The sequence below is a fragment of the Microbacterium pratiae genome (assembly GCF_047302165.1).
GTDB lineage: Bacteria > Actinomycetota > Actinomycetes > Actinomycetales > Microbacteriaceae > Microbacterium.
Window position 1 is genome coordinate 3,355,494 of the sequence record NZ_CP154843.1, and the last position, 12,919, is coordinate 3,368,412.

The 12,919-nt window shown below is 71.7% G+C and carries 10 protein-coding genes and 1 tRNA gene; 5 read left to right on the forward strand and 6 right to left on the reverse strand.

Annotated features, from left to right (window positions below; genetic code table 11):
* Positions 1–56: 56 nt before the first annotated feature.
* Both AA0Y20_RS15955 and AA0Y20_RS15960 read left to right on the forward strand, forming a co-directional pair.
* Positions 57–2,153 (forward strand): phosphatase PAP2 family protein, encoded by a 2,097-nt coding sequence (locus AA0Y20_RS15955; RefSeq protein ID WP_412936245.1) that lies wholly within the window; start codon positions 57–59, stop codon positions 2,151–2,153.
* 68 nt (positions 2,154–2,221) lie between these two features.
* Positions 2,222–3,520 carry a threonine/serine ThrE exporter family protein gene (locus tag AA0Y20_RS15960; protein WP_412936247.1) on the forward strand — a complete coding sequence of 433 codons (1,299 nt, stop codon included), beginning with the start codon at positions 2,222–2,224 and terminating at the stop codon, positions 3,518–3,520.
* A 28-nt stretch (positions 3,521–3,548) separates the two neighbouring features.
* Here AA0Y20_RS15960 and ligD read toward each other — a convergent pair whose 3' ends face one another.
* The 5 genes from ligD to AA0Y20_RS15985 all read right to left on the reverse strand — a co-directional run bounded on the left by ligD (position 3,549) and on the right by AA0Y20_RS15985 (position 10,363).
* On the reverse strand, positions 3,549–4,580 hold the full coding sequence (gene ligD, locus AA0Y20_RS15965) for a non-homologous end-joining DNA ligase (protein WP_412936248.1): 1,032 nt from the start codon (positions 4,578–4,580) through the stop codon (positions 3,549–3,551).
* Positions 4,581–4,759: 179 nt separating this feature from the next.
* The gene (locus tag AA0Y20_RS15970) at positions 4,760–5,890 is read right to left on the reverse strand and encodes an SseB family protein (protein ID WP_412936249.1); all 1,131 of its coding nucleotides are present in this window, start codon (positions 5,888–5,890) and stop codon (positions 4,760–4,762) included.
* A gap of 44 nt (positions 5,891–5,934) precedes the next feature.
* Positions 5,935–8,403, reverse strand: a complete 2,469-nt coding sequence (locus tag AA0Y20_RS15975; protein WP_412936252.1) for an ATP-dependent helicase — start codon at positions 8,401–8,403, stop codon at positions 5,935–5,937.
* A gap of 66 nt (positions 8,404–8,469) precedes the next feature.
* Positions 8,470–9,129, reverse strand: a complete 660-nt coding sequence (locus AA0Y20_RS15980; RefSeq protein ID WP_412936254.1) for a LuxR C-terminal-related transcriptional regulator — start codon at positions 9,127–9,129, stop codon at positions 8,470–8,472.
* Positions 9,122–10,363: a PspC domain-containing protein gene (locus AA0Y20_RS15985; protein WP_412936257.1), complete on the reverse strand. Its 1,242-nt coding sequence runs from the start codon at positions 10,361–10,363 to the stop codon at positions 9,122–9,124. The genes AA0Y20_RS15980 and AA0Y20_RS15985 overlap by 8 nt, the downstream gene beginning before the upstream one ends.
* Before the next feature lie 114 nt (positions 10,364–10,477).
* Here AA0Y20_RS15985 and AA0Y20_RS15990 point away from each other — a divergent pair, with 114 nt between their 5' ends.
* The 3 genes from AA0Y20_RS15990 to AA0Y20_RS16000 all read left to right on the forward strand — a co-directional run bounded on the left by AA0Y20_RS15990 (position 10,478) and on the right by AA0Y20_RS16000 (position 12,615).
* Positions 10,478–12,004, forward strand: coding sequence for a PspC domain-containing protein (locus tag AA0Y20_RS15990; protein ID WP_412936259.1), 1,527 nt, complete (start codon positions 10,478–10,480; stop codon positions 12,002–12,004).
* Positions 11,997–12,479 carry a hypothetical protein gene (locus AA0Y20_RS15995; protein WP_412936262.1) on the forward strand — a complete coding sequence of 161 codons (483 nt, stop codon included), beginning with the start codon at positions 11,997–11,999 and terminating at the stop codon, positions 12,477–12,479. Before AA0Y20_RS15990 ends, AA0Y20_RS15995 begins: the two co-directional genes overlap by 8 nt.
* A 63-nt stretch (positions 12,480–12,542) precedes the next feature.
* Positions 12,543–12,615: transfer RNA gene (locus AA0Y20_RS16000), tRNA-Met, on the forward strand.
* Here the strand turns inward: AA0Y20_RS16000 and AA0Y20_RS16005 are convergent.
* Positions 12,616–12,903 (reverse strand): DUF6966 domain-containing protein, encoded by a 288-nt coding sequence (locus tag AA0Y20_RS16005; RefSeq protein WP_412936265.1) that lies wholly within the window; start codon positions 12,901–12,903, stop codon positions 12,616–12,618.
* Between the last annotated feature and the right edge of the window lie 16 nt (positions 12,904–12,919).

The following is a 12,919-nucleotide window of genomic DNA, read 5'->3' on the forward strand; positions in this document are numbered from 1 at the left end:
GCGCGACGCTTCCTAGCGTGCGAGCGTCGAACGCCCCCGCACCCGAAGGACGCCGCATGTACGCCGACCTCTCCCGCCCCGGCTCGCCCCGCCGAAGGGCCGCCATCCCCGCCGCCGCCGTGGCCGCTCTCGCCGCGACGACGCTCACTCTCGGGGTCGCGACGCCCGCTGACGCCGCCGCCGGCGATCTGCTCGACGACAGCGCGATCGCACCGCACCGCGCTCCCTACGGCACCTTCGTCGACACCTACACCGCCAACAGCTCGGCGAACGCGACCCCCGAGACGAACCCGGCGATCGGGGTGCTCTCCGGCATGCTCGAGCTATGGCAGCCCGGCGCCACGTGGGACACCGGACAGGCCACGGATGTCGGCGCGCCCGTGCTCGACGCCAACATCGCGCACAACATCGAGGTGGCGCGCACTCGCACCGCATCGGACGAGACCACCGCGTGGGTCTTCGACCGCCGCCATCAGAGCTACAGCGCGGTCGACGGGCTCGGCTCCGCCACGCCCGCCTTCCGTGCGGCGATGAACGCCGGGACCACGATCCCCGACACGATTCCCGCCGACGCGACGACCGTGCGCTACGACGATGCGGGCAACGCCTCGGGCCGATGGGCCGACCCGGACTCCGAGCTCGGCTCGGTCGTCGAGCTCGTCGACACCGTGCGCGGCCCGGCCGCCTCGTCGAACCCGTCGAAGAACTTCTTCGGCTACAAGCGGCCGTTCCGCTGGGTCGACGACTCGGTCATCGTGCCCGCGCTCCTGCCGGTGCGGAAGCCGGACAGCGAGGCGGCCAGCGACGGCGGCTTCCCGAGCGGCCACACCAACGCGGCCTATCTGGCCTCGCTCGCCCTCGCCGATGCGGCGCCGCAGTACCAGGACCTCCTCATCGCGAACGCCGCCGAGATCGGCGACAGCCGCATCGTCGCCGGCATGCACTCCCCGCTCGACGTGATCGGCGGCCGCATCCTGGCGACCGCCCTCGCGGCCGCGAGCCTGAACGATCCCGCCAACGCCGAGCTGCGCGCCGCGGCGTCGGCCGAGGCTCAGGCACTGATCGACACGCTGCCGGCAGAAGGATCCACGCAGACGCTCGACGACGACGCCTACGACGCCCTCGCGCAGCAGTACCGCGATCGCATGACCTACGGGCTGCCGGCCACGGGCACCGCCGGCCAGGCGGCGCGTGTGCCGGCGGGCGCAGAGGTGCTGCTCGAGCACCGGCTGCCGTACCTCGACGCCGAGCAGCGCCGCTGGGTGCTCCACTCCACCGCGATCGACTCGGGGCACCCGGTGCTCGACGACCCGGAGGGCTGGGGACGGCTCAACCTCTTCGAGGCGTCGAACGGGTACGGCGCTCTCGACACCGAAGTCACGGTGACCATGGATGCCGAGGCCGGCGGCTTCGCGGCGAGCGACACGTGGCGCAACGACATCGACGGTGCCGGGTCGCTGACGAAGAACGGCTCGGGCACGCTCGCCCTCTCGGGCGAGAACACCTACACCGGCGGCACTGTCGTCGACGCCGGAGTCCTTCGGGCCGAGGCGCCGAGCGCCCTCGGCACGGGAGACCTGACGATCGCCGGCGGCTCGCTCGCTGACGAGACGTCCGGCCTGAGCGTGGGCGGCGACTTCACGCAGACGGATGCCGCGACACTCGAGCTGTCGGTCGACGACGCCGAGCCCGCTCTCGAGATCGCCGGCACGGCCACCCTCGGCGGAACGCTGCGCGTCGACCTGGCCGGAGGTGCTCCCGGCGCGCCGCTGCGACTGATCTCGTACGGTGCTCGTGCCGCAGACACGAGATTCGACGCGGTTGAGGTCACGGATGCCGGTGCAGGCTTCGACGGAACGCTGGACTACCGAGCCGACGGCGTCTACCTCGTCGATGCCGCTGCTCCCGGCGAGACGCCCGGCGAGACGCCGGGCGAGGCCCCCGGACTCCCGGGGCCCAGTCAGCCTGGTGCCGGTGACAGCAGCACCGACACCGGCGCCGGCACCGGCGGCTCGGCACGCCCCTCAGCGGACCGGATCGCGCGGACCGGAGGCGACGGAGAGCCGATCGGCCTGATGATCGGCGGCGTGCTCCTGGCTGCGGCCGGCGGAACCGTGCTGCTCTCGCGCCACCGGCGCCCCACGCGACGCTGACCACGTTGCCGGATAGCTCCGGCAGATCCTCCCACCCCGGCGCACGTCGCGGGTGGGAGGATCGAACCATGCGGGATGACCAGCGCGACGACGTCCCCGACGGCACCGCCGAACTGCACCTCGAGCCCCTGCGATTCATCGCGCGGACCGACGCGGTGCTCCGTCTCGGCACCCTGATGCTGGGGGCGGGAGCCTCGTCGGCACGCGTGCGCGACACGATGGACCGCACCGCGCACGCCCTCGGACTCGAGCGCCTGGAGTCGCGCGTCGGGATGACCGACATCGTCATCACCGCTCAGCGGGGGCAGCTGTTTCGCACGCGCGTGGCCGAGGTGCGGCATCCGGTCGTCAACTCCGAGCGGATCGCCGAGGTCATGCACCTCTCCCACCGCGTCGCCGACGGCGTCACCGCCGACGACCTGCAGCGCGAGCTCGACAGGATCGAACGGATGCCGCCGCGCTACCCGACTTCCGTGCGGGTGCTCGCCGCCGCGGCAGCCTGCACGGCCTTCGCCTTCTTGAACAACGGCGGCTGGGCCGAATGTCTCAGCGTCGCGCTGGCCGTCGCGCTCGGTCAGTACGTGCGCATCCGCGGCGCACGGCTGCAGGTCAACGAGTTCCTCCTGGTCTTCCTGTCGGCCTCGGCCGCGCTCCTCACCTTCCTCGGCGTCTCGCACCTCATCGAGCTGCTCGGCGCGCCGTCGCCCCAGTACGGGGCCGCGCTGACGAGCGCCGTGCTCTACCTCGTGCCGGGCTTCCCCCTCGTCACGGGCGCACTCGACCTCGCCCGGCTCGACCTCAACGCGGGAGTGAACCGGGTCGTGTACGCGTGTCTCGTGCTTCTGTCGACGGGGTGCGCCGTGTGGGCGGTGGCCGCGGTGTTCGAGACGAGCGCCGTCGCCGTCGCGGCCCCGGAGCTGTCCGAGCCGCTGCTGTCGCTCGGGCGCTTCGTGGCAGGCTTCATCGGTGTGATGGGCTTCGCCCTGCTGTTCTCGACGCCCTGGCGGATCGCGCTGGCGGCGGCAACGATCGGCACGATCGCCAACGTGGGCCGTCTGCTCATGATCGATCACGGCACGATGCAGCCCGTCGCGGCAGCCGCCGCCGGCGTCGCCGTCGGGTTCGGCGCCTTCGCGGTCTCGCGCTTCGTGCGCGCACCGCGCATCACGCTGACCGTTCCCGCCGTGCTGATCATGGTGCCCGGGGCATCCGCCTATCGCGCCATCGTCGGCACGATCGAGTCCGACACGATCAGCGCCGTGCAGTACGGGATCACGGCGGTGTTCGTGGTCGTCGCGCTGGCCGTCGGCCTCACCGTCGCCCGTGTCGTCACCGAACGCGAATGGCAGCGACCCTCGGCGCGGTGATCAGCACCGGTGATGGTCGCGGTGCGATCTACTCGGCCTCGGGCTGTCGCGCGCGACTCGGCTGCACGCGCGGCGGCTCTCCGGGCATCTTCGGGAACTCCGGCGGGAACGGCAGCTCACCGAGGCCGGCGTCGAGGTCGCGCTGCCACCATTCCAGCAGGGTGTCGATGGGACCGGGATCGGCCTGCAGGCCGGCCCACGGATCGCCGATGTCCGCCAGCCGCTGCGGCACCGTGCGGACCGTGAACGAGGACGGGTCGACCCCGGCCTCGAGCTCGTCCCAGGTGATCGGGGTCGCGACCGTCGCCGCCGGCAGCGCCCGCGCGCTGTAGGCGCCGGCCATCGTGCGGTCGCGGTTCGCCTGGTTGAAGTCGATGAAGACCCGCTCGCCGCGTTCCTCCTTCCACCAGTTCGTCGTGACGCGGTCGGGCATCCGGCGTTCCAGCTCACGGCCGGCGGCGATGACCGCATGCCGCACGTCGAGGAACTCGTGCTCCGGCTCGATCGGGCAGAACACATGGAGTCCGCGGTTGCCGCTGGTCTTGAGGAAGGCCGTCAGACCGGCCTCGGCGAGCACGTCGCGCAGCGCGGGGGCGACGGATGCGGCATCCGCGAAGTCCGTGCCCGGCTGCGGGTCGAGGTCGATCCGCAGCTCGACGGGGTTGTCGGTGTCGGCTGCCAGCGACGCCCAGGGGTGGAAGACGACGGTGTTCATCTGCACCGCCCATACGACGGCCGCCGCTTCGTTGAGCACGACCTGCGGATGCCGCCGCCCGCTGTTGTAGGTGCAGATGACCTGATCGACGTAGTCGGGCGCCCCCTTGGGCGGGTTCTTCGAGAAGAACCGCTCCCCGTCGATGGTGTCGGGGAAACGCTCGAGCGAGACGGGGCGATGACCGTTCGCGCGCAGGAACGGCTCGGCGACGGCGATCGCGTACTCGGCGTACTCGCGCTTGGTGATGCCCAGCTCCGGCCACAGCACGCGGTTGGGACTCGACAGACCGACCTCGCGGTCGCCCTCGGGGCCTGGCACGGTCAGGGTGATGCGCTCGCTCGCCATGGCCCGACCCTAGGGCGTCGGCGCTCGATGACCTACCCCCTGGACAATCCGGCGGCTCTGCCTCGAGTCCGACCGTTGTGCTGATACATCCGTCGGGCGGAAGGTGCGGGTGACGCCTCGAACCGGCCTGTACGCCTCACGCGTACCGCCGGTCCGACGGTTGTATCACCGTCGGGGCGTCACGCGTCAGCTGCGCCGGGCTCCTCCGGCGTCGCGGCCGCGTCCGCGGCTGCCGGCGCAGCCGGGGCGGGAGCGGGGTCGGGATCGTCGGCACGGGCGAGGACGGGGCCGAGGTCCGCGCGATCGACGTGGATCCAGGGGCCGCCCGGGTCGACGATGACTCCGCTGAGCGCGGGGTTCGATTGCAGCGCACGCCCGAGCTGACCCGCGGTGACGGGCACCGGGCGGTCACCGCGTTGCAGCACGAGCACCTCGAGCGGGTGCGAGTACACCTCGAGGCGCCGCTCGCCCGACGCGGTGCGCGACTCGGCGAGGCCGAGCTGACCGCTGTCGCCAGCGGGACCGGCGGCAACCCACAGCGGCGCCTGCGCGAGCGCCTCGCCGACAGCGGCCGCGGTTTCCGGGCCGCGCGGTCCGGCGAGCAGATTCTTGATCGTGAAGGCGGGGTCGCCCTCCTCGAAGGCCTTGGTGATGAGCTGCACGGGCAGCACGATGCGCGACCCGGCGACAGCGTGATCGATGATGAGCCCTTCGTACGGGCCCTCGATGGCGTTGCGGAACACGTTCGCGACGGGGATGCCCAGCGCCGAGGTGTCGCGGTCGCCATCCGCTTCGACGCTGGCGCGAAGCGATGCGCCGCCGGTGAAGGCGAGGAGGAAGCGGGCTCCGTCGATCTGCGAGACGGCGAGCGTGATCGGCTTGCCCTCTGCCGTGAGGGCCCGCGCGTCGCCGCGCACACGCACGTACATCGTTCCCTGCATGCTCTGACGCATGACGTTCATGACGTCGACGTTGCCGGGCTTCTCGGGCAGCGACGCAAGGGCCGCCTGGACCAGGGTGTTGTCGGGCATCCCCGGCACCGTCTCGGTGCGATCCGGTGCCTCCGCCGGCGGGCGGGTCACCGTCCGCTCCGGCTGAGTCGGGGCGACGGGCTGAGCGGGCGCGCCGAACGTCGACATCGAGATGCCCACGTGCGGCACAGTCTCGACCGGAGCCTGCTCGGCAGCTGCCTGCTCGGCTGGCTGCTCGGCGGCCTGGTCAGCGGCGACATCGCCGTCAACCTCGGCACCGACCGCGTCGTTCGTGGGCTGGCTCGTGGTGTCTCGCGCGGAGCGCTTGAAGATCGCCATGCCTTCGAGCCTAACCCGCGCCCTCCCGCGGCGCGGGGCTTGCGTTACAGCTTGACGATCGGCGCGATCTTGATGAGCAGCTTCTTCGGCCCCGCCGAATCGAAGCGGACGTGCGCCACGCGTTTCGCACCTTCGCCCGTGACGGCGTCGACGCGCCCCTCGCCGAAGTCGTCGTGCTTGATGCGATCGCCGGGTCCGAGCTCGAGGTCGCCGTTGTCGCGGACCTTCGCCGGGATGCGGTTGGCGAACTTCGCGATGTCACCGCTCTTCTCGCGGCGCGGCAGGGGCACGAGATCGTCGCCGTAACGCTTGCCCGATCCTCCGAACCCGCCACCCGAACCGCCCGACCGCCGGCCGTTGAGCGCGCGGGACTGCATGCCCCCGCGCGAATTGACGTCGCCGGGCGACTGCCGCCAGTCGATGAGGTCGTGCGGGATCTCCTGCAGGAACCGGCTCGGCATCGCGGCCGAGACCTCGCCGAACTGGGCGCGGGTCATCGCGAGCGAGAGGTGCAGGCGCTTACGAGCGCGCGTGAGGGCGACGTAGAAGAGCCGGCGCTCTTCCTGGGGGCCGCCGGGCTCGTTCGCCGAGATGCGGTGCGGGATGAGGTCCTCTTCGACGCCCGTCACGAACACGGCGTCGTACTCGAGGCCCTTCGCGGTGTGCATCGTCATCAGCGAGACGGTTCCGGACGCGTCGTCGAGATCGTCGGCGTCGGCCACGAGGGCGACCTCGGTGAGGAAGTCGAGGATCGTGCCGTCGGGGTTGTTGCGGGCGAACTCGCGGGTCACCGCGATCAGCTCGTCGAGGTTCTCAAGACGCGCCTCGTCTTGCGGGTCGCGGCTCGCGCGCAGGGCGTCCATGTAGCCGGACTTGTTCAGCAGCACGGTCAGGCCCTCGGTCACCGCCGTCGGCGGGGCGATCTCGCCCGAGCTCGGCAGCATGATCTCGGACGCCTCGGCCAGCACCGCGTCGAGCTGTGCGATCGCGGCCTGGATCTTCGGGCCGACGCCGAGCGCCGACGCGTTGGCGAGCGCGTCGCGGAAGGTGATCTGCTGGTCGGCGGCGTACCGGGCGATGGACGTCTCGGTCACGTCGCCGATGCCGCGACGCGGCCGGTTGAGGATGCGGCGCACCGCGAGCTCGTCGGCGGGATTCGCCACTGCGACGACGTAGGCCAGCGCATCCTTGATCTCGGCACGGTCGTAGAACTTCGTGCCGCCCATGATCTTGTACGGGATGGCCGCGCGGATGAAGATCTCCTCCAGCGCGCGCGACTGCGAGTTCGTCCGGTAGAACACGGCCATCTGCGAGTACGGGACCGACGAGCGGTGGAGCGCCTCGATCTCGTCGGCGACGAATTGGGCCTCGTCGTGCTGCGAGTAGCCGGTGAAGCCGACGATCGCGTCGCCGGCGCCGACATCCGTCCACAGCTTCTTGTCCTTGCGGTCGAAGTTGTTGGAGATCACGGCGTTCGCGGCCGAGAGGATGTTCTGCGTCGACCGGTAGTTCTGCTCGAGGAGCACGACTCGTGCACCGGGATAGTCACGCTCGAACTCGGTGATGTTGCGGATGTCGGCGCCGCGGAAGGCGTAGATCGACTGGTCGGAGTCACCGACGACGGTCAGCGAGGCCGCCTCGACCTCGGGCGCCGACTCGGGCTCGAAGATCATCATGCCGCCCGACGAGAAGGCGTCGCCGCCCTGGCCCTGGACCGGCCGGGTGAGCTCGTGGATCAGCGCGTACTGGGCGTGGTTCGTGTCTTGGTACTCGTCGACGAGGATGTGGCGGAACCGCTTGCGGTAGAGGTCGGCGACGTGCGGGAACGCCCGGAACAGGTACACCGTCTGGGCGATGAGGTCGTCGAAGTCGAAGGCGTTGGCCCGCTGGAGCGCGGACTGGTACGCCCCGAAGAGCTCGACGAAGACGCGCTCGGCAGGGTCGGACATATTGGCCTGCCGCGCGTACGAGTCGGCGTCGGCGAGCTCGTTCTTGAGCTTCGAGATGCGGCTCTGCACGCCGGCGGGTGTCAGCCCGAAGGCGTCGGCCTCGTGCTCCTTGACGAGGCGCTTGATGAGCGCACGAGAGTCGCCCGAGTCGTAGATGGTGAAGTTCTTGGTGAAGCCGAACTGCTGCGCCTCGCGGCGGAGGATGCGCACGCACGCCGAGTGGAAGGTCGAGATCCACATGCCCTGCGCGCTGTCGCCGATCAGCTGCTGCACACGCTCGCGCATCTCGCCGGCGGCCTTGTTGGTGAAGGTGATCGCGAGGATCTGGCTCGGCCATGCCTCGCGACCGCGCAGCAGCGAGGCGATGCGGTGGGTGAGCACGCGGGTCTTGCCCGAACCGGCGCCCGCGACGATCAGCAGCGCGGGCCCGCGGTAGGTCACCGCTTCGCGCTGGGGCGGGTTGAGCCCCTCGAGGAGGTCGGCGTCGGGACGCTCGCCGGAGGGAGCGCCGGGGCGCACGGATGCGGCGGAGCCGACGATGACGGGCTTGATGGGCTCTGGCATGACTCTTCGATTCTACGTTCGGCCACCGACACCCGCCCGGTCCGCGCGAGCGCCGGGCGACGGAGCTCAGAGCAGGCGGCGAGCCGTCGCCCAGGCCGTCAGCTCGTGACGCGACGACAGCTGCAGTTTGCGCAGCACCGCCGACACGTGCGTCTCGACGGTCTTGACCGAGATGAAGAGCTCGGCGGCGACCTCCTTGTAGGCGTATCCGCGCGCGATCAGACGCATCACCTCCTGCTCGCGAGACGACAGCCGGTCGAGTTCATCGCCCGCGGTCGCCGTCTCGCCGGCCACCGCGCCGAACGCGTCGAGGACGAATCCGGCGAGTCTGGGCGAGAAGACGGCGTCGCCGTCCGCCACCGCCGCGACGGCGCTGCTCACCTCGTCGCCCGAGGATCCCTTCGTGATGTAGCCGCGGGCACCGGCGCGGATGACGCGGACGACGTCGTCGGCGGCATCCGACACGCTCAGAGCCAAGAAGCGCGCCGACGTCGGGGCGGCCCGGGCGATCACTTCTGCTCCCCCGCCGCGCTCCTCACCCGACCCGCCGGGCAGGTGCACGTCGAGCAGCACCACGTCGGGTTCGGTTCGTGCGATGACCTCGACGGCGGTCTCCACGTCTGCGGCCTCGCCGACGACGGCGATCCCCGCGCCCAGGTCGGCCCGGAGCCCCGATCGGAAGATGGAGTGGTCGTCGACGATGACGACGCGCAGCGCATCAGCCACGTGCGTCCCCCGGACCGCCGACGTGGAGGTGCACCTCGGTGCCGCCCGACGCCGCCGCCCGGACCGAAGCGGACCCGCCGGCGCGCCGCATCCGGCCGATGACCGATTCTCGGACGCCGAGCCGGTCATCCGGGATCGCCGCGACGTCGAATCCGGCGCCGCGGTCGCGCACGAAGACGTCGACCCCGCGGGCTCCGCCTTCGATGTAGACCGAGACGTCGCCAGCGGCGTGCCGAGCCGCGTTGAGCATCGCCTCGCGGGCCGCTGCGGCCAGCTCACCGGTGGCCCGCTCGGCCGACAGGCCCGCGGAGACCACGTCGATCCGCACCGCGTAGTCGAGTTCGAGGGCGGCAGCGTAATCGCGCAGGTCGGTCGCGAGGTCGCTGTCGGCGTGCGGTTCGCCGTCGAAGAGCCAGGCGCGGAGCTCGCGCTCCTGTGCACGCGCGATTCGGGCGGACTCGCTCGACGCACCCGCCGTGTTCTGGATCAGCGCCAGGGTCTGGAGCACCGAGTCGTGCAGGTGCGCCGCCATCGCGCTGCGCTGCTCCTCGCGGATGCGTCGGACGCGCTCCCCGGAGAGGTCCCGCCATCGACTGACGAGGAAGGCCCCGGCGAGGGCGAGCATGCCCCCGACGGGGAGCGTCAGTGCGGGAAGCGCAACGAGCCCGTCGGAGTCGACACGCGGCAGCATCCCGAGGGTCACCGCGATCAGGATGCCGACCACGACAGCCCTCACGGCGACGGCATGCCGGCTCCCGCGGTCGATGTCACGGCGATCGACGAGCTCGGCCCAGCACCCTGCGGTGGTCGCGAGAACCGTCACGAACGCGACGACGGCCAGAAGCCCCGGCGAGAACGAACGAGACATCCACGCGTCGCGGGCCTCGAGGACGAGGACCGCGAACAGGATCGGCAGCGCGGCGATGGCGGTCGCGGCCAGGATCCAGGCGACCGGTGCCTGCCGGGTCGGCGCCGCCGGTCCGGTTCGGCGGGGAACGAGAGCCCAGAGCCAGAGGTAGAGGAGCGGACCGGCTCCCGCGACGAGCGTCAGGACGACGAACAGCGCACGGATGCTGCCCACGCCGACTCCGACGTGCCGCGCGAGCCCCGCGCTGACCCCCGAGACCACGCTGTCGCGATCGCGCTGCAGCGGCGGCCTCGCGCTCGGGGCGGCGATCGGTCGCGGCGGCGGCGGTCCCGGGTGGACGGCGGGGGTCGCGAGAGCGGAGGCCATGGCCACATCCAATCACTCCGGCCCTGCCCGCACATCGGCTCCGGCGCAGGATCAGGGAAGCGTCAGGGCGATCCCCCATATCGATCGCCGCCGTCGACCCCCGAGGATCGGATCATGACTTCCGCACCGCCTCTCGCCGCCGCGCCGCGATCCGGTCCCACATCCGCGACGGAGACACCCACGACGGCGACATCCGCGACGGAGAGCGGCTTCTTCCGTTGGGTCGACGGCCTCGGCCTGGCGCGCCGGGATGGGTGGATCGGCGGCGTGTGCGCGGGAGTGGCCGCACGGTGGGGGGTCGACCCCGTCATCGTGCGCGGGCTCGCCGTCGTCGCCGCGCTCATCGGCCTCCCGGCGATCGTCGCCTATGCCGCCGCGTGGGCGATCCTGCCCGATCTGTCGGGACGGTCGCATGCCGCCGACCTCGAGGGAGGCCGGTTCGCTTACGCTCAGGGCGCGATCCTCGCCGTCGCGATCGTCGGAGTCGTGCAGATCCTCGGGCTGCTGCTCACGCTCGCCAGCCTCGCGACGAGCTCGAGCGCCGGTGCGGTCCGGGCGGTCCTCCTGGCCGTCGCCCTCATGGGCGGGGCGGTGCTGGCGGCCGCCGTCGTCGCGCTGCTGATCCGCGCAGCGCATCGAACCCCGGGAACCGTCGAGGACGAGCTGCGTCGGGCTTCCGCAGTCTCAGAGACGGCCCCGGCCGCATCCGACGACGACTCTGTCACGGATGCCGGCGCGGGCGGAACGAACGGTGACGCTGTCGCCCCCGTGCCGCCCGCGCCCCCGAGCGACGCCGCCGACCCGACGGATCTCGCTGCCTGGCGCGCTCAGCACGCGGCCTGGAAGGAGCGCGATCGGGCGTGGCGGCGAGAACAGGGTGACGCCGATCGCGCGGCTCGCGCCGCCGCACGGGAAGAGCGTCGAACCGCGGCGGCCGCGTTCGCGCGAGAGTCGGCGGAACGGCGCCGCGCACGGCGCGCTGAGCGCCCGCGCACGAGCATCGCCTTCGTCGCCGTGAGTTTCGGGGTCGCCGTCATCGCCGGCACGATCGCCGGGCTGGCGGCCCCCGGCAGTCTGTCGGTCGCGCTCGGCCTCTTCGTCGGTGCCCTGGTGACGGCTCTCGCGATGGTGGTCGCCGGCGCCGCCCGCCGCCGGAGCGGGTTCCTCGCCTTCACGTCGGTGTGCCTGCTGGTGAGCGGCGGCGGCGCGATCGCGGTGCCCGTCCTCACCGAGCTGCACGTCGGTTCGTACACGATCTCGAACGTCTCGTCCGACCCCGCGACCGCTGCGTTCCGTCAGACGTTCGGTGACGTCTTCGTCACCCTCGTCGACTCCCCGGACGCCCGGCCCGTATCGATCGACAAGGGGGCGGGGACGACGTTGATCACGGTCGAGCCGGGGGTGGAGGTCGTGCTGCGCGCCTCCGTCGGCGACGAGGCGTCGTTCGTCCTCTCGCAGGACGACGAGTGGACCCTGCTCGCCGACGGTCCCGAGGCGAGGCCCGACGGACCCGATCGGACGACGATCGAGACGACGATCGCCTCACGGGGCACGACGACCACCCGGCAGGTTCTCACGGTCGATCAGGACAGCGGCTACATCGAGATCCGTCTCCTCGGGCCCGAGCAGACCGATGACTGATCCGGCCGCGGTCGGAGCCGACCGCACCGACGATGCAGAGGACACCGAGATGGACACGACCGAGATGGACACCACCGAGATGGACACCACCCGGATGGAGCACCTGACGACCGATGACAGCGGCGTTCGCGCCGCCGAGGCCGAACCGGGCTCGGCGGCCGCGCCTCTCGACCGGCCCCGGGTTCGCTGGGCCGGGATCGTGTGGGGCGTCGCGTTCGCGGCGGTGGCAGCAGCCGGGCTGGTCCTCGTGGGGTCGCCGAACGCCTACCGCGCCCTCGTGGAATGGGTGGCGTCGCCGTCTGTGCCGGCGCTCGTCGCCACGGCGCTGCTGATCGTGGGATCGCTGATACTCGTCGCGGGGATCGCCGGGATGCTCCGCCGTGGTCAGCGGCGCCGGGCAGCCGCACGCTCGGCGTCCGCCGCTGACCGCGATACCGCCGACATCGCTGTCACCGCCGAGCGTCACACCGCGTAGCACGGCGACTCCCGCCTTCACAGCGCTGGCGGTCGTCTCCGGACCGACATAGCGTGAGGGCATCGCGGCGATCCGGGTGGTCCCGGGCATCGGCTCATAACCGATAGCGTTGCGGGTTCGACTCCCGCCGTCGCGTCTACTCCCCCGGTGTCGCGGCTGCGTAGATCCGCTCCCGCAACAGCGACAGGCGCTCGTTGACCTCGGCGATCTGCGAGGGGGCGACGCGGTGGCCGTTGACGGGATGGATCACCAGATCGTTGAGGCTGCCCATTCCCCCGAACGCCGCTCTGATCACGTGCGGGTCGCCGCCCGCGGCGATGCCCCCGGCGGCTCTCGCAGCCCAGCTCGCCCAGGAGTCAGCGCCGACGGAGCGGAGCAGATCCTCCAGGTCTTCGAGAGCATCGAGGAGTTCCGTCGCAGCCACGAGCCGAGTCTGGCAC